We start from the raw sequence: 19,548 nt of genomic DNA, 5'->3' as shown, positions 1-19,548 counted from the left end.
CATCAGCGTGCGGCGTCGTAGCAGGCGGGCGCGTGTGGTTCGATGGGAGCGGTCGCGGCTGCGCGGGATCAGCTTGATGAAGACGGGGCTGCTGAATGCCGCGAGCCTCTTCCATCGCGGATCGTCAACGTGTCAATCGCCGTGTGTGTGCGAATCCACGCCCAATTCCGCCTTCGATGTGTTCACTGCGTGGATGGTTGTCATCCAAACAATCAATTTTGCCAATCCTGCGGACCCAATTAGGAGCGTGACCGAAATCAACTGCCTCGGCCCGCAGTACGGTCCCGACCCTACCGACATCTGACGGCATTTGCAGCGCCGGTGATTGCTGCCTTAGCTAGGTGCGAATTTGACCCAAATCGATCATGAACTGCTGAATCGAGAAATGGCCGCAGACGATCCATGGCGGCTCGATGGCAACCCGTTCGAGCGGGAGCGCCACACCCAAATTCTCCGGTTGTCACTTGCGCAAGGTCGAGTCGCGAATGCGCTCGAAGTCGGGTGCGCTGCCGGCGCTTTTACGGAGCGGCTAGCCCCCATTTGCCAGCGGCTCACTGTGATCGATGTCGTGGAGCCAGCGATTACCCGAGCACGTTTACGCATGAAGGAGACGCCGCACATCAGCTGGATAATTTCCGATGTTCAACAGTTTTCGAGTGATGAGCTGTTCGACCTGATCGTCGTTGCGGAGGTTCTTTACTACGTCGGAGACCTCGTTCAGATCCGCGCGGCAGTCCGCAACCTGGTAGGTCTGCTTGCGCCAGGCGGGCAGCTGGTTTTCGGGTCGGCACGTGACGCCAATTGCCAACGCTGGGGGCACGCTGCTGGTGCAGAGACCACCATCGCCATGCTGAACGAATCGTTGACCGAGATCGAGTGCATCGAGTGCCGGGGCGCGTCGATCAATGAAGACTGCCTGCTGGCTCTCTTCCGAAAGCCGATTTCCGCTGCCTGATAAAACACTGGGAGACACTGTGCGCTTCTGCGGTGTCAAGCTGACCCAATATGCGGACGTATAAGAGCGCCCGATGCAACAAGTAGCTGGATCCGGTTGATGGTAACAACCGCTGACTACATCCGGCTTCTTCATGCGGCTCGATGTTCAGCGCCGCGAGCCTCGAGGGGTTTTCGCCCGCTTCCACCTCAACGGCCCCAGACGTCGGCCGAAGCCTTTCCGGTCCAGACATCAGGTTCGGAAGCGGCGGGGCGACCGTTCCCCACCTCTGCCATTTTGCGTAACGGCTTTACCCAATAAATGACCCATAGATGCCCACATGAAGCGAAGTCCTTATTTTGCATGGCTCCCTATGCGGGACGGGCTCTACGGCTGCCGCCACCGAACCTCAAAGGTGTTTCGGCCCAGGTAGGTGACGATCCCTAGCCGGGAAAGCGGCACTCCTCGTCGGGGGCCGTCGGTCCCGTGTCCGAGCGCCGGAAAAACCGGCAAGGAATAGAATGGTGAAAGTCCATTTCAGTGAAGGAGTAGCAATCCACATTGGCTCCGAGCCGTGCGCCAACGCCCGCGAGGTCGTTGGTGAAGCGTCGGTAGGAGAAAGCACAGGCCAGCCATTGAGCCGCGTAAGGGACCTAATCTCGAGTGCCGACGGCGTGGATGCTCCGGAAGGCAACATGGTAGGGCGCGTTATTGCGAGTGCCCGACCAACTCGGCGTGGTCGTAGAACCTGGCATGTGCGGAAATTCCTTGTTCGGGAACCGGGAGATCTCACGATTGACCAAGGCGGTATCACCTTCCTTGGTCCGTATCGGGAAAGCGAAAGCATGAGCCGATGATGAACGATCGTGAGAAGTCAGACGTTGCCGTAGTAGCTATGAAGCTGACGAACAAGGCCGGGGAACCGGCTGCGGAGTCGGTGGAGCCAAGGGCAGCGACCAAGGGAAATGCGGACCAGCAAACCACGCGCCGGGCTCAGGACCGGGAAAGCGTGTCACATGCGCTGGAACGCATACGGCAAGTCGCAAGACTTAGGAAGCAGGAGAGGTTCACCAACCTCTTTCACCATCTCAATCTAGAAACGTTGAGGACGGCATTCTACGCTTTACGGCGTGATGCAGCCCCCGGCGTCGACGGGCTGACATGGCGAGCCTACGAAGCGGACCTTGATCACCTGATCGAGAATCTGCGCGATAAGCTTCAAAGAGGTGCATACCGGGCAAGCCCCGCACGGCGGCAATACATACCAAAGCCGGACGGACGCCAACGCCCGCTCGCAATCGCCGCCCTTGAGGACAAGATTGTCCAAAGAGCGACGGTCGCGGTGCTCAACGCGATCTACGAGGAAGACTTCCTCGGGTTCTCGTATGGGTTCCGGCCCGGACGCGGCCAACACGATGCGCTGGACGCACTCGCGGTCGGGATCGAAAAGCGAAAGGTGAACTTCATACTGGACGCTGATATCCAGCAGTTCTTCGACCGGGTCAGTCAGGAATGGCTGGTCAGGTTCTTGAACCATCGGATCGGCGACCAGCGCATCATCCGTCTCATCCAGAAGTGGCTGAAGGCGGGTGTTCTGGAAGAAGGGATTGTCACGACGTCTGAACAGGGAACGGGTCAGGGATCGGTGGCTTCGCCACTGCTCGCGAACCTCTACCTGCACTACGTCTTCGACCTTTGGGCTAACCGCTGGCGACAGCGGTCCGCCACGGGAAACATGATCATCGTGCGCTACGCGGACGATATCGTGGTGGGCTTCGAACGAGAAGCCGACGCACACCGTTTCCAGATCGAGATGCGAGAACGGTTGGAGGAGTTCTCTCTGTCACTGCACCCTGAGAAAACGCGCCTGCTAATGTTTGGCCGCTACGCGGCCAGTCGGCGACAGGAACGTGGTCTGGGAAAACCGGAGACCTTCGACTTTCTCGGCTTTACCCATATCTGCGGCAAATCACTGCGGGGAGACTTCATGCTTCTGCGGAAGTCCCGCCGCGACCGCATGAGGGCAAAGCTCCGGGAGATCAAGGACCGGCTGCGATGGTTGAGAAACCGGCCAATTCGCGAACAAGCGAAATGGCTCAGGCAGGTCGTGCGCGGATACTATGAGTATCACGCCGTGCCCGCCAACCTGCGATCACTTCAGGCATTTCGGGAGCATGTCATCTTCCTCTGGAAGTTGGCTCTGAGACACCGTGGCCAGATGGACACGACGTCGACGTCCCGAGTGGAAAAGCTAGCAGCGCAATGGCTTCCGAAACCAAGAATCCTGCATCCCTGGCCGGCAATCCGCTTCGCCGTCAAACACCCAAGGTAGGAGCCGTATGCGGGAATTCTGCACGTACGGATCTGTGCGGGGGGCGCTCAGCAATGAGCGTCCCTACCGCGATCGCCTTATGCGGCGCTATGCTGACACTCCTACGGCTGCCCTTTTAACCGATCTCGTCGTTGCAGTCAGTCCCGCGTCCCGGCCCTTCGGCCGGCGCAAGTGCTGACGCTCCTTAGGCTGCCTTTCTGTGTGCGGCGATTTTTGATCCCTCGCACGGAATGAAGACTTAGGGGCCAGCTCCTTCGCGCACTTCAGGCCTCAGGTGCTCAAGCTGTGTGTTCCAGTCGGCCAAAACCTCAAACAATTCGTTCGAAGTAGCGCCATCCGGGCGCGCCCTCCTTCCCGCTCTCCAGGTGCTTTCACCGACAGTCCGGTTGACTGGCAACACTCGAAAGCATTGACCAGACGATTCCTGTTGGCGAGCGCGATAGAGCTTCGCGGAACCTGTTTGCCGCCGGCGATCCAGAGCTGCGCGATCGCCATGCATCATCGCGTGCGCCAACGGTCGCCGCGTTTGCTGACGCCTAACAGTCGGGCCGTCCTCCACTTGATCGCTGCTTCGGCACGGGCGCAGCCACGCGCTGGCGGCCGCTCTTGAATCAGGTTGTGTCACCGACAGCTGCCATCGGTGCCGCCGCTTATCGGGCCAATCGAGCACGACCAGAAGGTTCAGATCAGGCTTTGAAAGGCATGGTTTTAACATCCATAGCGTGGATGCTCGCGATCTAAACAATCAATTTTACCAATCCGGGAGGGCCGTTCATAGACCCATGACATGCACCGCCATTGCTCTACCGCGTGAGGTGCACAAAAGAACCCGAAAAAGAGGAAGTCTTCGCATGCGCCCTGACGTGCAGTGGAGGTTATGCTGGGAAAATGAGTTGCAGCTTCCCGATCACCTCGAACTCTCTGAGTTCTTCCGGAAGACCTATGAGCCGACCGGAGCCTTTAATGGGAAGCAATTCGCAGGCGGTCGAAGTTGGGCCGGTGCAAGGCCGGAGCTCCGCGTAATCGGCCGTGATGTGCACGGGGTAGCGGCTCACTTGGGCCTGCTGCGCCGATACATCAAAGTTGGCGACGATGATCTGCTTGTCGCTGAACTCGGTCTATACGGGGTGCGTCCGGATCTTGAGGGGCTGGGAATCGCCCATTCGATCAGCGTGATGTATCCGGTGCTGCAGCAGCTTGGCGTTCCATTCGCGTTCGGCTCGGTGCGGCCCGCGCTCCGGAACCATGTTTCGAGGTTCTGCCGCAAAGGCTTGGCGAACATTTTGTCGGGCGTTCGCGTGCGTTCAACCCACCCGGACGTGTACCTCGATCTGCCTCCCACGCGAGTCGACGACAACGTACTCGTCCTTGTGCTCCCAATTGGACGCTCAATGAGCGAGTGGCCGGCCGGCACTTTGATCGATCGGAACGGTCCAGAGCTATGAAGGACACCCGCTACGACGTCAGTCGGCGCGACCCGCCCCCATGGCGTTGATCGAGCTGATTCCAGCATTGGCCGCGGTTTTACTATCCGCCCGCTTCCCTCAAATTCACTGAAAAATCTGACATCTCATGAACCTATTTGCCTCAGCCAGTACTGTTGCCATCTGCTCTTACGCGCTGCTGTCGACCGTCTATAAAACCGCGCAGGTCTTTTATACCCTGCCTACAAACGTACCGCCGACCTCGGGCGACCCGCCCAGCGGTGAGCCTTGGCCGAGCGTCGATGTCATTATCCCGTGCTACAACGAGGCGCCTCGCACCCTCTCGGACTGCCTGGCTTCCATTGCAAGTCAGGACTACGCCGGCAAACTGCAGGTCTATGTTGTTGATGACGGTTCTGCAAACCGCGATGCCCTCGTGGGTGTACACGAGGAATACGCGGGCGACCCGAGGTTCAACTTCGTTGCGCTCCCAAAGAATGTCGGAAAGCGCAAGGCGCAGATTGCCGCCATTCGCCGCTCGTGCGGAGATTTGGTGCTGAATGTAGATTCGGACACGATACTCGCCCCGGACGTCATCACCAGGCTTGCGCTAAAGATGCAAGATCAAGCGGTCGGCGCCGCCATGGGCCAGTTGGCGGCTAGCAATCGCAGTGAAACTTGGCTGACGCGGTTGATCGACATGGAATACTGGCTCGCCTGCAACGAAGAGCGCGCAGCGCAGGCTCGGTTCGGTGCCGTCATGTGTTGCTGCGGTCCGTGTGCCATGTACCGGCGATCCGCGCTTGTTTCGCTGCTGGATCAGTACGAGACGCAGCGCTTTCGAGGGAAGCCGAGCGACTTCGGCGAGGACCGCCACCTTACGATCCTGATGCTGAAAGCAGGCTTTCGAACAGAGTATGTCCCGGAGGCCGTCGCGGCAACAGTCGTTCCCAACAGCATGGGTCCCTATCTGCGCCAACAGCTTCGCTGGGCCCGGAGCACTTTCCGTGACACGTTGCTGGCGTTCCAACTGCTGCGCGGCCTTAATATTTATCTCACATTGGACGTGATTGGCCAGAATATTGGCCCATTATTGCTCTCTTTGTCGATTCTGGCGGGGCTCGCGCAATTCGTAACGACAGGTACTGTGCCTTGGACGGCATGCCTGATGATTGCAGCCATGACTATAGTTCGCTGCAGCGTGGCAGCGTTTCGTGCGCGCCAACTTCGATTTCTCGGGTTCTCGCTCCACACACTCATCAACATCTTTCTCTTGCTACCTTTGAAAGCATACGCGCTGTGTACATTAAGCAACAGCGATTGGTTGTCGCGAAGCTCTGCGGCCAATGTGCAAGACACCGGCGACGCCCTTCCAAAGCCAAACCTGGTGGGATCTGACGCCGCTTACAGCGAACAGCAATAGTTACTTGATCGCAGGTAGAAGAGTTTTGAGCCAGGACCAGAAACATCAAGTGTTGAAGCGTAAGTTGGGCCCAGAGGATTTGCGGCGGCTCGAGACTCCTGCGATCGAACGGGAGTCTCACGGGCAAACAAGCGCGAAAAGCTCCGTGCCTGACTCTGCGTCAACCGTGGCAGTCGATTTTGCCGGCGTAACCAAGTCGTATGGGAACAAGATCGTTGTCGACGAACTGTCGTTCTCCGTTGCGTCGGGAGAGTGTTTCGGCCTCCTCGGACCAAACGGGGCGGGCAAAAGCACGATTGCGCGTATGCTCCTCGGCATGACATGCCCTGACGCGGGCACGATCACGGTGCTTGGCGTCCCGGTGCCGGCGCGCGCTCGGCTGGCACGCAGGGGCATTGGCGTGGTCCCGCAATTCGACAATCTTGACCAGGAATTCACCGTACGCGAGAACCTGCTGGTGTTCGGACGCTACTTCGGCATGAGCACACGTCAGAGCGAAGCGGTCATCCCGTCGCTTCTCGAGTTCGCTCGCCTCGAGCGCAAGGCGGATGCGCGCGTCTCGGAACTGTCCGGCGGCATGAAGCGATGCCTGACAATGGCGCGGGCGTTGATCAACGACCCCCAGCTCATTGTGATGGACGAGCCGACCACCGGCCTCGATCCGCACGCGCGCCACCTGATCTGGGAGCGGCTGCGCGCCCTGTTGGCACGCGGCAAGACGATTATCCTGACGACGCATTTCATGGAAGAGGCTGAGCGATTATGCGATCGGCTGTGCGTGCTCGAAAAGGGCCGCAACATCGCCGAAGGCGGCCCGCAGGCGCTGATCGACGAGCATATCGGATGCCAGGTCATGGAGATTTATGGCGGCGATCCGCACGAGTTGCTTTCGCTGGTCAAGCCACATTCCCAGCGCATCGAGGTCAGCGGCGAAACCCTTTATTGCTATGCGCCAGACCCTGACCAGGTGCGCACGCAACTGCAGGGGCGAGCAGGTCTGCGTCTTCTTCTGCGTCCAGCCAATCTCGAGGATGTTTTCTTGCGGCTGACCGGGCGCGAGATGGAGGAGTGAACGATGATTGAAGGTTTTGCGGCGGCGCTGCCGGCCAATGCGTGGAACTGGGTTGCGGTATGGCGACGCAACTATCTGGCATGGAAGAAAGTCGCACTCGTGTCGCTTCTCGGTAACCTCGCCGATCCTATGATCTACCTTTTCGGCCTAGGCACCGGCCTCGGCATAATGGTCGGCCGCGTCGACGGTGCGTCGTATATCGCCTTTTTGGCGGCCGGCATGGTCGCGGTAAGTGCGATGACCGCCTCTACCCTGGAAACATTGTACGCGGCTTTCGCTCGCATGCATTCTCAACGCACATGGGAAGCCATGTTGTATACGCACGTTACCCTCGGCGACATCGTTCTGGGTGAACTGGCGTGGGCAGCCACCAAGGCCTTCATGGCCGGTACGGCTATTACCATCGTCACCGCAACCTTGGGCTATGCCGCCTGGCCGTCCGTCCTCTATGCGCTGCCAATCATTGCTCTGACAGGGTGCGTATTTGCGAGCCTCGCGATGATCGTCACCGCACTTTCGCCCAGCTACGATTACTTCGTGTTTTACCAGACGCTTGTCCTCACACCTATGCTGTTCCTGTCGGGCGCCGTTTTCCCATTGAACCAGCTGCCTAGCGCCTTTCAGCAGATAGCGCGATGCATGCCGCTGTCACATGCGATCGACCTCATCCGTCCGGTTATGCTTGATCGCCCGATCAGCGGCATCGCCCTGCACGTCGGTGTGCTCGGCCTGTACGCGCTGTTGCCATTCTTCCTCTCGATGGCGCTGTTGCGCCGCCGACTAATGCGCTGACGAAAGAGAGTGAGATAAACAATGCGCTACGGACTTCGTGCTGCAAATAAAAACGACATCGCCAACGCAGATCGGCATCCAACCCAGGGTCTTCGTGGCATCCACTCAATCTCTCAACGTTATGGAACGCCCGGGACCTCGATCACAGGATCTCATGTTGATCCAGGCGTAAGAGAATTTCTTTGAGGTTGGTGATGTCTGACTGGCGTTCGCGGCGGCGAACGACAACGCAGCCTGTGTTTTTGATCAAACGGCCTTGAGACGGGCCAATTCAGTCTTCCTGTACGATAAACGGAGAGCGAGATGCTGTGTCTAGGATTGAGCGGCGGATTAGACAAAGTCTATGAAAACCGATTCCAGATTGCGAATACATTCATGCACGATGGCGCTGCGGTGCTCGTCCGAGACGGACAGGTCATCGCGGCCGTAGAAGAGGAGCGCCTCAATCGGATCAAGCACTCCAACAAGCTCCCAATCAGTTCGGTTCAATACTGTCTTTCAGCCGCTGGGGTTCAGCTCAGCGAAATCGATCATGTGGCGTACTACGCTACCGAAGCCTATTGCAACGCCATGCTCGAAAACATGCTTGCTTCCGAGCCCGACGCCTCCATTCCGTTGGATGCCAAATTTTTGGTGCAGCAGCTGTTGGCGCAGGAGTTCGGTAGCGAGCTCGACCCTTCGCGTATCTCATTCGTAAGTCATCATCAGGCGCACGCCGTGAGTGCTTTTGCAATGTCGGGCTTCGAGCAAAGTCTGATTTTCGCGATTGATGGCTCTGGTGATTTCCAGTCGGGTCTTGTGGCGGTAGGATCTGGTGCTGAAATTTCGCAACTCGCGACTTTCCCAGAGAACAATTCCCTTGGGCTATTTTATCTCGAGGTGATCCGGTATCTCGGCTACGGCTTGTTCGATGAATATAAGGTAATGGGGCTTGCCCCCTACGGCGATCCCGTTCCCTATCGCGAGCTTTTCGAGCAGTTCTATGAACTGTCTGCAAACGGCGAGTATCGCGTCCACCTGGACCGCATCGGTCCGACTTTGCTTCGCACCATTCAGGTCCGGCAAAAGGGAATGCCATTCACTCAGCAGCACAAAGATGTGAGTGCGTCGCTACAGGAAGCACTCGAACGCATCGTGTTTCACATTCTTCGGCATCATCGTGAGGCCACGGGGATGACGCGGCTGTGCCTGGCCGGTGGCGTTGCGCACAATTGCTCCATGAACGGCAAGCTGCTCTATTCAGGCCTTTTCGAAGACATCTTCGTGCAGCCCGCGTCGCATGACGCTGGCTGCGCATTGGGCGCTGCATTAATCGTGTCTGGTGAGCTGGGCCGCCCCGCGCCGCGTGCGCGACTGCAGGAGGTTTATTGGGGGCCGGATCTCGCGAGCGATCATGCTGTGGAAGAGGAACTAAAGGCATGGGCGGGGCACCTGGAGTTTGAACGCACTGAGGAGGTGGCGGATAGGGCAGCCGAGTGGATGGCCGGTGGCGCCGTGATCGGCTGGGTGCAAGGTCGTTCGGAGTTCGGGCCGCGCGCGCTCGGAAATCGCAGCATTCTTGCGGACCCCAGGCCCGCCACAAACAAGGACCGGATCAACGCCATGGTCAAGAAGCGGGAAGGGTATCGCCCGTTCGCCCCATCAGTGCTGGAGGAGGATGCGCGCGAATTTTTCGACCTCCCAGGCAGTGCGTGCGAATTTCCCTTCATGAATTTCGTGGTCCGTGTGCGCGACTCCAAGCGTGGTTTGCTCGGCGCCATCACGCACGTCGACGGTACGGCTCGGCTGCAAACAGTATCGCGCAAGGCCAGTCCGGCCTACTGGGACGTCATCAATGCCTTCAAGCAGCGCACTGGCATCCCAATTCTGCTCAACACGTCCTTTAACAACAATGCCGAGCCGATCGTGGATTCAGTTGCAGACTCGATTGCCACGTTCCTGACGACAGGGTTGGATGGACTTGTGGTCGGGCCGTTCCTCGTCAAAAAACGGGCCGCAACGCTGGAGGATTGGACTGCGCTCGCGGTTTCATTGCCGCCTTATGTATCCCTGTATAAGGTCCGCGCTCACACGGCGCTGGATCGCCAGGAGACCGTCTGCGAAATCCGAACGGATCACTCCAGCCGTGACGGTGTGCGTATTTCACCTGAATTGTTCGATCTGCTGACGCGAATCGAGGGCGAAGCCGTGCTCGCGGATCTCCTCGATACAATTACGCTGGATCAGGCCCAGCGCGAGGCTCTCACAGGAGAACTGCGACGGTTGTGGGAGCAGCGCCGCGTTCGGATGCGTCCCTCGCAAGCTGCTCGCGTCCATCAAAACTGATGCCAAAAGCTGGACGACAGATAACAGTTGCCGAAACACCGTTCTGTCCAAGCATCTTCATATGACTGTGCCCAGGCTGCGAGCATGCATAACGCCTATGGCAGTCGAGGATCAGTAATGGATTTGCTTGCCGGTGGCTCAAGACAGCACCAATTCGTCGTTTCTCGACGGCGGACCCGGTTCGGTGACTGCCTATGGTCTTCGGCATCAGCCTGGTGTTACGCATAGCGGACGGGACGTGCGAGCGGGCTGCGCCGCTCGCGGGATAAGGCGGCGGCCCTACGGCGCGCCAAGCCGGCATATTCGTCGTTGAGATGCTTTTGGCAAAATGCGTTGGTGAGGCGACGATCATGTCTTAGCGCGCCTTGACCCTTCGGCCCCCTCGTTGGCGATGCCCGACATCTCCTTTCGGGCAATCGCCTGATCGGGATGCGAGTCGAAGAAGGGGAGCTCACCTAACCCACGGCCGAATGCCCGTCGCGCACCTGCGCGATCGCAAGCGCCGTGGTGCTGTGCCATTCCATGCGAAGCGTGAGAGTCCTTTTCAGCCCGCGCAGAACCAGGAAGGAGGACATGGTCGAGAGCGCCGCGCCGGTGATGTAGCGCAAGCCCGTTTCGTACAGCGTGTGGAGGCTTCCGCGTCGCCGAGGATTGCGCCGCCAAGGCGGCGGCCTCATTCGCCGCAACACTTTCGATCGTAGGTCGAGCTCAGGAAGACGCGTGGTTGACCGGCATTGGGAAAACCAGCCGGATCGTAGCCGTGATGGATCGCGAGGGTAGCGAAGCCGAATTTGGCATCGTTCGCAGATGTGCCACTTTCCGGTCTTGGATTGCGGTCTCGGGCATCGGCTTCAGACGTGCCTTGGCTTTCGGAAGGAGTGGCTGCAAACTGGTTGATATGGAATGTCCAGTTGGCAGGAAAAGAAATGGTCCAGTCTCCAGGTCCCGGTGCTTCAACCCGCTCGCATGGCATGGGCGCGCGCCAGATCTACGAAGCGCTTCGCGAGCAGATCCTCAGAGGCGTTTACGGCACCGGAAGCCAGCTGCCGTCCTCCCGTGGTCTCGCCGAGGAACTTGGCGTCTCGCGAACGACCGTCACCGTCGCCTACGAGCAGCTGGCCGCGGAAGGTTTCATCGACATCCGTCAAGGCGCGCGCCCTCGTGTCGCATCCTCACTGCTGGGACATGAGCTGACCGCCAATCCCCCAAAACGGTTCGGCCCGGTTCACTTGTCAAGCTATGGCGAACGGCTGCGTGGTACTCCGCGCTGGCCGGATTACCTGCCGAACACGCTGAAGGTTGATTTCCGATATGGCGTCCTGGCGCCCTCAGATTTCCCCGCATCGGTTTGGAAGCGCGCGATGAACGCGGCGATGGCGCAGCGGCCGGCACGGCTCGCCTATGACGATCCGTGCGGTTCGAGCCGGCTCCGCCAAGCGCTTCAGGGCTATCTCTGGCGCGCCCGTACTGTGCGCTGCGACCCCGAGCAGATCGTCATCGTCAATGGTTCGCAGCAGGGCCTCGATCTCTGCGCGCGCCTGCTGCTCGACCCCGGGGACAGCTTCGTCATCGAGGACCCCTGCTACAGGATGGCGCGCCAGGTCTTTGCCAGTACAGGTGCCACGCCCGTTCCCGTCGAGGTTGACGATCACGGCATGCAAACGGAGCAACTGGCGGGGGTCGCGGCCCGGCTGGCCTATGTGACGCCCTCGCATCAGTTTCCGCTCGGCGGCGTCATGCCGATCCCGCGGCGGCATCAGCTTCTGGAATGGGCGCGGGAGCAGGGCGCCTATGTCATCGAGGACGACTACGACAGCGAATATCGCTACGATATCAGCCCCGTTCCCCCGCTGCATAGCCTCGAGGATCATGGGGCCGTCATCTACCTCGGCACCATCTCCAAGACGCTCTCGCCGATGCTGCGGATCGGTTATCTCGTCGTCCCGGCGGAATTCCTGCAGGTTTTCGAAACCGCCAAGCAGCTTGCCGACCGGCATTCTCCGATGGCGGGGCAGGAGTCATTGGCCTCTCTGATCGAGAGCGGTGGCTATGAAAGCCATGTGCGCCGCGTGCGCCGCATCAACGGCGAGCGCCGGGAGGCATTGCTGACCGCCCTGAAGCGGAGTTTTCAAGGTCGGATCGCCGTCCAGGGGGCAGAGGCTGGACTGCACGTCGTCATATGGTTCAACGACCTGCCGCGATCGCGTGAAACGGCGTTGGTCGAAGCTGCCCAATACGCGGGTCTGGGTCTGCACCCGATTTCGCCGCTTTATCATCGGCAGTCGGGAGCAGGCGAAGCCGACCGCGTCGGGCTTGTCATGGGCTATTCCGCCCTGAGCATCCGGCAGATCGAAAAAGGCGTCGAGATGCTGCGCGACGTCGTCGCTCGACTCTGAGACGCTGACGGTTCCGCACGCGGGTTAGAACGCATTCGCGGCCGCTCATCGTAAACAGTTCATCGTTGAAATAGTCGCGCGGCCGGGCGACGGCCGCGCTCATGGCCGGCTGACTAAGGTTGATGCTGCTGCCGCCGCCGTGAGGTTGCACGCGATCCAAGCCTTTGTCTCATCTATCCGCAACGTGGATGCTTGTCATCGAAACAATCGATTTTGCCGATTGTACAGAACGTCCCATAGGAAGAATTCAAGGATGCAGCCCTAAGGAGATTGTCGATGCGTGCGTTGGCTCCGAGGAGCATTTTCTGGTGTGTCCCTCCTGGTCTGCGCCGAACGTCAAGCGAGCCGATCCCCTTTTCGACCAGGTACATCGGTGATCGGCGCAAGCTGCATCGCGTCGGCTCTTCGCGACAAGCTCCCCCCGATAGCGTAGGCCCCTACCTCAAGGATCGGGGTTATGCCGATTGCGAATGGCCGACCGGTACAACAATTGACCGCAAGGGTTCGCAGCTATGAGACGTCTCGATGACAGATGGAAGGTGCAGAGTGAATGCGCTGACGGCACCGGGCGTCGAAGCGTTTATCTGACGTTTGACGACGGTCCCAATCCATGTTTCACACCACAGATACTCGATGTGCTGGCGCAAAATCGGGTGCCAGCGACATTCTTCGTCATTGGTGCTTACGCCGCAGAGCATCCGGAACTCATCCAGCGAATGATCGCAGAAGGGCATGAGGTAGGCAACCACACGATGTCTCATCCGGACCTGTCCAAATGCGGTTTGGGCGAAGTGCAACGTGAAGTATTTGAGGCGAACCAGGCCATCATGCTGGCATGCCCGCAGGCCTCGATCCGCTACATTCGCGCGCCATACGGCGCCTGGAGCGAAGAAGTGTTCACTGCCTCAGAGATCGCGGGGCTGGCGGCCCTTCATTGGTCGATCGACCCAAGAGACTGGTCGCGCCCCGGCACCGACGCGATCGTCGATGCAGTGCTCGCCTCGGTACGCCCCGGCGCAATCGTGCTCTTGCACGACGGATGCCCTCCCGACGAGTCGACACGGAGCACTCAAGCCAGTCTGCGCAACCAGACCGTTATGGCGCTGTCCAATCTGATTCCTGCATTAGATGCCTGCGGATATGAAATTCGCTCGCTTCCAGAACATCACTGAAATGCGAGATCCCACGGACCTGCTTTCCCAGCCAGTACCTGTGTGGTCTCGCTTATGAAGGCTTACAGGCCGTTTGCGCCCTGCGAACAAGCACTTCGTCGACATCGGACAAACTGGTCGGCTCCGACCGGTTGGCAAAGGGTAGTGTTGTCACCTGCTACAGTGAAAACCCGCGCAGGCTCTCGGCATGCCTAGCATCGCCGGTAGGTTCACTTTTCGACGATTGTTTGCATGTATGGTTCACTTTGCGTTGGATCAATTTCATTGGGCTTGCCGCAGGCTCACATAGCGACCAAGCGGGATCGCTGGCTGCGTCCAAAAGGTTTGGCAAGCAATTCGCATACCGTGACCGGCACCGGGGATTCCGGTGCCCTGATCCGGCGCGCGATGCCATCTTTCACCAACTGGACTACCTCAATAGCTTCTGACTGGCTGTTTCCAATAGGCCAGCTTGCCGATACCTGACTTGGTAACGCAAGGAGTTTCGCGATGTACATCCCTCCCGCTTTCCGCGACGACGACAAGGAATGCCTGCGCGCGACCATTCGCGCGGCGCTGCTGGCGAACTTCGTTACCGTCACGGCGGAAGGGCCGCTCGCAACGCCACTGCCCCTCTTCCTTGACGAGAGCGAGGGCGAGCACGGCGTGATCTACGGGCACCTGGCGAAGGCCAATCCCCAGTGCCGTGTTCCGCCGCTGGGCGACGGCTTGGCCATCTTCATGGGGCCGGACGCTTACGTGACGCCGGCATGGTATGCGACCAAGCGGGAAACCGGGAAGGTCGTCCCGACCTGGAATTACGTCGCCGTCCACGCCTATGGCCCGGTCGAGTTCTTCGAGGATGCGGGAAGATTGCTGGACGTCGTGAATCGGCTGACCGACCACCACGAGGGCGAGCGCGCCTCGCCTTGGGCGGTGTCGGACGCGCCGCCGGATTTTATACAGGCGCAACTCCGCGGAATCGTCGGCCTGCGCATGCCAATCACGAGGCTGGAGGGCAAGCGCAAAATGAGCCAGAACCGGAACGCGGCCGACCGCGCTGGCGTGGCGGCGGGCCTTGCGGCGAGCGAGCGGGCATCTGACCGCGACGTCGCCGCTCTCATCCCAAAATAATCATGAACTTCGTCGGAATCGACCATCATGCCAGAACTGACCCCACTCGCCCTGTACCTCGCCGCGGCCTCCGTGCTCGCCATCACCCCCGGTCCGGGCATCTTCTACGTTGCCGCGCGCACGCTCGCCGGTGGTCGTCGGGAAGGTATCGCTTCCAGCTTCGGCACGGGGTTGGGGGGCATGATCCACGTCCTCGCCGCAAGCTTAGGTGTTTCCGCGATCGTGCTCGAGAGCTCGGAACTGTTCTCCGCATTAAAGCTGTTCGGCGCGGTCTACCTCGTCTGGCTCGGCTTTCGCACCTTTCAAGCCGCCCGCCTCAAGGGAGCGACTGGCGGCGATGACGGCGCCGCAGTGGGTCCAGTCGGACCCCGGCGGGCGTTTCGTGAAGGGGTACTGGTCGAGGCGCTCAACCCGAAGACGGCAGTCTTTTTCCTCGCCTTCATTCCGCAGTTCGTGAATCCGAGCGCAGGGCTCGTAGCTCTGCAATTCGTGGTGCTTGGCTCCGTGTCCATTGCGCTCAACACGCTCGCCGACATCGTGGTTGCCGTCGTGGCCAGCGGCATTCAAGACGGCGCGGCAGCGCGTCCCGGGTTGATCCGCCGCCTGAGGGAGGCGTCAGGTGGCGCGATGATCGCGCTGGGCGTCGGCCTCGCTCTGGCGAAACACCCTGCTGCCTGACTTTGGCGGGTACCTTGCGGAAGCAGTTGGATGGCTGCGAGCGAGTTCGGTCATTGCACCTATTTAACCATGTCTCAGGAGGCGCGGCACCGCCGTTTGGGTGAACGTCGGCTCATAAATGAGAGAAAAACATAGCGTGAGAGAAACGTGAGTACGACTGCCTCGCCTCGCTCATGCCCATCATTTCGGACCTCGCGAATCAACGCACGGTAGAAGCCAGTCAGCCGAGAATGACGCCCGTTTCATGGAAGGAAAGCCAAGCCATGCGCGAAGCATCGCCCCGCTTTGCACTCGATTATTTGGCGACGCCCGGACTTGACGTCAGGGCACTTTTCGCTTTTGCCCGCGACCAGGGCCTAACCGATGTCCAGATCCGCAGCCAACCGGGCAGCAATGCTATTGCACGCGGCATGCCGGCGGCGGACGTCCGGTCTGCGGCCGCCGACACAGGCGTTGGGATTATTTCCGTCAATGCCCTCCAGCGCTTCAATGAGTGGACCCCCGCCCGCAGGGCCGAGGCGAGCAAGCTCGCCGATTATGCAGCGGCCTGCGGAGCCAAGACGCTCATGCTGGTGCCGGTCAACGATGGCTCCTGGCCCGCCAATGTCGAGCGCCGGGGCGATCTCCGCGTCGCCTTGAAGGCGCTCAAGCCGATCCTCCAGTCGCGCGGTCTGATCGGTCTCATCGAGCCGCTGGGCTTCCGGACCTGCTCGCTTCGATCGAAGAACGAAGCGGCTAAGGCCATTGCCGCCATTGATGGCCAATCCGTCTTCCGCCTCGTGCACGACACGTTCCACCACACGCTTGCCGGGGAGACGTTCTTCTCCTCCGAGCTGACCGGTCTCGTCCACATTTCAAGCGTGAACGATCCGATCCACTGGATTTACCCGGATCGCGTCTTAGTCGGTTCCGACAATGGCAGCCAGATCCGGGCGCTGCTTGATGGCGGCTATGGGGGGCCCTTCTCATTCGCACCGTTTGTCGATGCAGCCCACCCGCTGGACGACCTCGCAGGCGCACTTGCCGCGAGCGTCGCTCTCTTCCGACACGGGCTATTGACGCGAGTGCCGGCGTGAGACGCGGGAGTAAATTAGGGCTGCCTGGGGCGCCTTTTGGCGTCCCCCGGAGAAGTCATTCGAGACGCCTCCTGTAGCAATATCTCTCGCAGCCAGATGCTTGCCGGATCACTGTTGTGAAGGGCGGGCCATTGAACGGCCTCGGTGAACGTGGGTAGTGGCAGCGGAAGTTCGATGATCCGCAGGGGGAAGGTTTTTTTGAAATGCTGAACCAGCCGGAAGGGCATGGTCGCTATACGAGCTGTGCCTGAGACCATCGGCGGGATCATGCTAAAGGCCTGCACAACGATCTCGACACGTCTCTTGAGACCATGCTCAAGAAAAAACTGTTCCTCGATGGAGGGCTTCAGCGTCCGCCCGAACTTGACCGCAACGTGCCTCATCGACATGTATCTCTCGAATGTAAGCTGCCGTGGCAGCTGCTTGTTCGTGGAGCAGCCCACGCACACGAGCGTCTCGTCGAACAGCGCCGCTCTTGGATGGGCACTTGACATGAACAATTCTGGAAAAATCAGAAAATCGACGTCACCGCGCCGGAGAAGCTCATCGGGGTCGTCGTCGATAGGCAACAATTCGAAGCTGACGGCGGGTGCTTCGCGTGCAACCCGCTCCACGACCTTTTCAAAAAACACGAGTGTGGCGAAATCGGAAAGAATGATCCTGAAACGGCGATCGGATTGAGCCGGATTAAACGGATCCCAAGAGATAATCGAGCACTGGATTTGCAAGAGTGCGCTGCGAACTGCGGGGGCGAGTGTTTCCGCACGCGGGGTTAGAACACGTTCGCGGCCGCTCGTCGTAAACAGTTCATCGTTGAAATAGTCGCGCAGCCGGGCGACGGCCGCGCTCATGGCCGGCTGACTAAGGTTGATGCTGCTTGCCGCCGCCGTGAGGGTCCGCTCGGTCAGCAGTGCGTCGAGCACGACGAGAAGGTTCAGATCAAGGCCCTTGAAGCGCATGGCTTTCACTTATCCATAGCGTGGATGCTCGCGATCTAAACAATCGATTTTACCAAACTTCCAGGGCGCTGCATAGATGACCGCACTTGACATGCGCCCGATCACGCCACTGCTTCTGCAGCGTGTGCTGGGAAATGACTTGTAAGTAGCCGATCATGTCGAACTCTCCGCCTTCTTCCAAAAGGCCTATGGGCGACAGGGGCTTTCAGGCGGTTGTAGCTGGGCCGGTGCGGGGCCGAAGGTTCGCGCAATCGGCTCTGATGTGCACGGCGTAGCAGCTCACTAGGACCCGCTGCGCCATTTCTTCACGGTTGGCGAGGTTGATTTCTTGGTAGGCGAACTCGGACCGTACAGGATGCATCCGGATCTTGAGAGACTCGGAATGAATCATTCTATCCGCGTCATGCGTCCGGTGCTGCAGCAGCGTGGCATTCCATTCGCTTTTGGCATGGTTCGGCACCCGCTGCGAAACCATCTTGAGAGGTTCTGCAGAGACGGCCAGACGACCATAGTGCCGGGCGTTCGCATCGCCACACATGATCGCGACCGCCAATGCGCTCGAGGTTTGCGATCAGGCACTGGGATTTTGTCCGCTCGGTTGCAGCCAATCGGCCCTCCATACCACGCCGCGATCCGCGTGATTTTCGATCCTTTGCACCCCGCTCGCCGTGCCCAGAAACGGCAAGTAGCAACTGCAACAGATAGGCTGGAGTCTGATGCTTGATCACATAAGAGCCGGAGCGAAGGGACGCGGCTCGTGCCCAGCAGGGACAAACAACCGAGACCTAAGCTTTGATTTCGCCAAAGGCATACTCATTATTTTGGTGATAATTGGGCACTTGTTACAATATTTAATCTACCAGGGCACCGACGCTTTCTGGCTGTCGCCGTATTTCAAGTCGATCTACATGTTTCATATGCCTCTCTTTATGGCGATAAGCGGATATCTTTCTTCTGGGGCAATTTTGCGAAAATCGTTCACCCAGGGTGTCGGTGAGCGGGCAATGCAGCTAATACTGCCAATGCTTTTTTGGTGTATGTTGATCTGGACGCTAAAGTTCGTAGTGATTTTTCCTACGAAGAGTTTAACCGACACATTGCTGGACTTGTCGACGGAAGTTATTGGAACCTACTGGTTCATATGGGCGGCATTTATTTCGTTCATTCTGATTAGAGTTCTTACAAATTTCAACCGTCTATCGATATGGATCATAAGCGCATCTGCAATTGCGGTCGCATTCGCACCCATCACGTTATCAATAACCCCGTTGTTAAAATACACCTACCCATTTTATTGTTTAGGGTTCCTGTTTGCCCAGCCGATCGGATGGCAGAATGGCGTCATCTGGCGTTACAAATGGATTTTTGTTGTCTTACTTTCGATAGCGGCTTTCATATGCTTCCTCGGGTGGGGCAAGGAGACTTATGCCTACAATAATCTCGTTTTAATTCATGATGAACAGTCAGCTAAACAAGTTTTTCTGATGTTCTCTGGCTCTTTGGCGGCTTCTGCAGTAGCAATGCAGTCTATGTCCCAATGCTGGAGACTTGTCTATTCGACTAGAGTAGCTCGCTTTGTCGCGGTGCAGCTTGGTCAGAGCACGCTGCTGCTTTACCTGGTCCAGGGTGCCGTGTTTCGCCTCATGGATTTGATACAGTTTGGAGAAGTCTGGAATCTCACGACCAGAATCGCCTTCGCAACTGTGCTTGGAGTGGCGATTGTCGTCATAGCGATGGCAATTCGCAGTATTGCGCGCAACCTCGGATATGTGTCGCGGATCGTTGTCGGAGCGCCGCCACGCCCAAGTCTGCTCAAATCTCAATCTGTAATCAATTAGTCACGTGAAAAATT

The 19,548-nt window shown here is 58.9% G+C and carries 17 protein-coding genes and 2 pseudogenes; 15 read left to right on the top strand and 4 right to left on the bottom strand.

What is annotated here, in order from left to right:
* Positions 1 to 349 precede the first annotated feature (349 nt).
* From nodS to JN279_RS35775, 8 genes are all read left to right on the top strand, one after another.
* Entirely contained in the window at positions 350 to 955 is a 606-nt protein-coding gene (gene nodS / locus JN279_RS35810; protein WP_010913819.1) for a nodulation methyltransferase NodS, read from the top strand.
* A gap of 835 nt (positions 956 to 1,790) precedes the next feature.
* The gene (gene ltrA, locus JN279_RS35805) at positions 1,791 to 3,266 is read left to right on the top strand and encodes a group II intron reverse transcriptase/maturase (protein ID WP_244734261.1); all 1,476 of its coding nucleotides are present in this window, start codon (positions 1,791 to 1,793) and stop codon (positions 3,264 to 3,266) included.
* Positions 3,267 to 4,117: 851 nt separating this feature from the next.
* Positions 4,118 to 4,711 carry a NodA family N-acyltransferase gene (locus tag JN279_RS35800; RefSeq protein ID WP_044549143.1) on the top strand — a complete coding sequence of 198 codons (594 nt, stop codon included), beginning with the start codon at positions 4,118 to 4,120 and terminating at the stop codon, positions 4,709 to 4,711.
* 127 nt (positions 4,712 to 4,838) lie between these two features.
* Complete coding sequence (gene nodC, locus JN279_RS35795) at positions 4,839 to 6,113, top strand: chitooligosaccharide synthase NodC (RefSeq protein ID WP_010913821.1); 1,275 nt, start codon at positions 4,839 to 4,841, stop codon at positions 6,111 to 6,113.
* Positions 6,114 to 6,162: 49 nt separating this feature from the next.
* Entirely contained in the window at positions 6,163 to 7,185 is a 1,023-nt protein-coding gene (gene nodI, locus JN279_RS35790) for a nodulation factor ABC transporter ATP-binding protein NodI (RefSeq protein WP_010913822.1), read from the top strand.
* A gap of 3 nt (positions 7,186 to 7,188) precedes the next feature.
* Positions 7,189 to 7,977: an ABC transporter permease gene (locus tag JN279_RS35785; RefSeq protein WP_202351507.1), complete on the top strand. Its 789-nt coding sequence runs from the start codon at positions 7,189 to 7,191 to the stop codon at positions 7,975 to 7,977.
* Between the two features lie 303 nt (positions 7,978 to 8,280).
* Complete coding sequence (locus tag JN279_RS35780; protein ID WP_202351506.1) at positions 8,281 to 10,302, top strand: carbamoyltransferase family protein; 2,022 nt, start codon at positions 8,281 to 8,283, stop codon at positions 10,300 to 10,302.
* 84 nt (positions 10,303 to 10,386) lie between these two features.
* Positions 10,387 to 10,530, top strand: a complete 144-nt coding sequence (locus JN279_RS35775) for a nodulation protein NodZ (protein ID WP_446720385.1) — start codon at positions 10,387 to 10,389, stop codon at positions 10,528 to 10,530.
* Here JN279_RS35775 and JN279_RS39000 read toward each other — a convergent pair.
* Positions 10,521 to 10,757, bottom strand: a complete 237-nt coding sequence (locus JN279_RS39000) for a DUF6398 domain-containing protein (protein ID WP_244748460.1) — start codon at positions 10,755 to 10,757, stop codon at positions 10,521 to 10,523. The two genes, JN279_RS35775 and JN279_RS39000, sit on opposite strands and share 10 nt — an antisense overlap.
* A complete protein-coding gene (locus JN279_RS35770; RefSeq protein WP_244846079.1) occupies positions 10,758 to 10,910 on the bottom strand; it encodes a PLP-dependent transferase in 153 nt (50 codons plus the stop codon).
* Positions 10,911 to 11,228: 318 nt separating this feature from the next.
* Between JN279_RS35770 and pdxR the strand changes: the two genes are divergently transcribed.
* The gene (gene pdxR, locus JN279_RS35765) at positions 11,229 to 12,698 is read left to right on the top strand and encodes a MocR-like pyridoxine biosynthesis transcription factor PdxR (RefSeq protein WP_010913827.1); all 1,470 of its coding nucleotides are present in this window, start codon (positions 11,229 to 11,231) and stop codon (positions 12,696 to 12,698) included.
* Positions 12,699 to 12,720: 22 nt separating this feature from the next.
* On the opposite strand, the pseudogene JN279_RS35760 reads toward pdxR, so the two are convergent.
* Positions 12,721 to 12,881: pseudogene (locus JN279_RS35760) on the bottom strand (LysR family transcriptional regulator); the annotation flags it as partial.
* A 329-nt stretch (positions 12,882 to 13,210) separates the two neighbouring features.
* On the opposite strand from JN279_RS35760, the gene nodB reads away from it, so the two are divergent.
* The 4 genes from nodB to JN279_RS35740 all read left to right on the top strand — a co-directional run bounded on the left by nodB (position 13,211) and on the right by JN279_RS35740 (position 16,737).
* Entirely contained in the window at positions 13,211 to 13,870 is a 660-nt protein-coding gene (gene nodB / locus JN279_RS35755; RefSeq protein WP_010913829.1) for a chitooligosaccharide deacetylase NodB, read from the top strand.
* A gap of 489 nt (positions 13,871 to 14,359) precedes the next feature.
* Positions 14,360 to 14,983 (top strand): FMN-binding negative transcriptional regulator, encoded by a 624-nt coding sequence (locus JN279_RS35750; protein WP_010913831.1) that lies wholly within the window; start codon positions 14,360 to 14,362, stop codon positions 14,981 to 14,983.
* 27 nt (positions 14,984 to 15,010) lie between these two features.
* A complete protein-coding gene (locus tag JN279_RS35745; RefSeq protein ID WP_010913832.1) occupies positions 15,011 to 15,661 on the top strand; it encodes a LysE family translocator in 651 nt (216 codons plus the stop codon).
* A 263-nt stretch (positions 15,662 to 15,924) separates the two neighbouring features.
* Positions 15,925 to 16,737, top strand: a complete 813-nt coding sequence (locus JN279_RS35740) for a TIM barrel protein (RefSeq protein ID WP_162034361.1) — start codon at positions 15,925 to 15,927, stop codon at positions 16,735 to 16,737.
* Between the two features lie 14 nt (positions 16,738 to 16,751).
* Here the strand turns inward: JN279_RS35740 and JN279_RS35735 are convergent, their stop codons facing one another.
* A complete protein-coding gene (locus JN279_RS35735; RefSeq protein ID WP_010913834.1) occupies positions 16,752 to 17,696 on the bottom strand; it encodes a LysR family transcriptional regulator in 945 nt (314 codons plus the stop codon).
* 208 nt (positions 17,697 to 17,904) lie between these two features.
* Here JN279_RS35735 and JN279_RS35730 point away from each other — a divergent pair.
* Together JN279_RS35730 and nolL are read left to right on the top strand one after the other, a co-directional pair.
* Positions 17,905 to 18,420: pseudogene (locus tag JN279_RS35730) on the top strand (hypothetical protein); the annotation flags it as partial.
* Positions 18,413 to 19,534: a nodulation factor fucose acetyltransferase NolL gene (gene nolL / locus JN279_RS35725; protein ID WP_202351505.1), complete on the top strand. Its 1,122-nt coding sequence runs from the start codon at positions 18,413 to 18,415 to the stop codon at positions 19,532 to 19,534. The pseudogene JN279_RS35730 and the gene nolL, both read left to right, overlap by 8 nt.
* Positions 19,535 to 19,548: the final 14 nt, after the last annotated feature.

Source organism: Mesorhizobium sp. 113-1-2 (assembly GCF_016756475.1).
Lineage (GTDB): Bacteria > Pseudomonadota > Alphaproteobacteria > Rhizobiales > Rhizobiaceae > Mesorhizobium > Mesorhizobium loti_C.
This window is presented reverse-complemented; position numbering and strand designations above follow the sequence as displayed.

What these genes read in the sequence shown, in the direction of transcription:
- nodB (WP_010913829.1), top strand. Translation starts at nt 13,211, where the DNA reads ATGAGACGTCTCGATGACAGATGGAAGGTGCAGAGTGAATGCGCTGAC.
- JN279_RS35780 (WP_202351506.1), top strand. Translation starts at nt 8,281, where the DNA reads ATGCTGTGTCTAGGATTGAGCGGCGGATTAGACAAAGTCTATGAAAAC.
- nolL (WP_202351505.1), top strand. Translation starts at nt 18,413, where the DNA reads ATGCTTGATCACATAAGAGCCGGAGCGAAGGGACGCGGCTCGTGCCCA.
- JN279_RS35785 (WP_202351507.1), top strand. Translation starts at nt 7,189, where the DNA reads ATGATTGAAGGTTTTGCGGCGGCGCTGCCGGCCAATGCGTGGAACTGG.
- JN279_RS35740 (WP_162034361.1), top strand. Translation starts at nt 15,925, where the DNA reads ATGCGCGAAGCATCGCCCCGCTTTGCACTCGATTATTTGGCGACGCCC.
- JN279_RS35750 (WP_010913831.1), top strand. Translation starts at nt 14,360, where the DNA reads ATGTACATCCCTCCCGCTTTCCGCGACGACGACAAGGAATGCCTGCGC.
- JN279_RS35745 (WP_010913832.1), top strand. Translation starts at nt 15,011, where the DNA reads ATGCCAGAACTGACCCCACTCGCCCTGTACCTCGCCGCGGCCTCCGTG.
- JN279_RS35800 (WP_044549143.1), top strand. Translation starts at nt 4,118, where the DNA reads ATGCGCCCTGACGTGCAGTGGAGGTTATGCTGGGAAAATGAGTTGCAG.
- JN279_RS35735 (WP_010913834.1), bottom strand. Translation starts at nt 17,696, where the DNA reads ATGCGCTTCAAGGGCCTTGATCTGAACCTTCTCGTCGTGCTCGACGCA.
- ltrA (WP_244734261.1), top strand. Translation starts at nt 1,791, where the DNA reads ATGAACGATCGTGAGAAGTCAGACGTTGCCGTAGTAGCTATGAAGCTG.
- nodC (WP_010913821.1), top strand. Translation starts at nt 4,839, where the DNA reads ATGAACCTATTTGCCTCAGCCAGTACTGTTGCCATCTGCTCTTACGCG.
- pdxR (WP_010913827.1), top strand. Translation starts at nt 11,229, where the DNA reads ATGGTCCAGTCTCCAGGTCCCGGTGCTTCAACCCGCTCGCATGGCATG.
- JN279_RS35775 (WP_446720385.1), top strand. Translation starts at nt 10,387, where the DNA reads ATGCATAACGCCTATGGCAGTCGAGGATCAGTAATGGATTTGCTTGCC.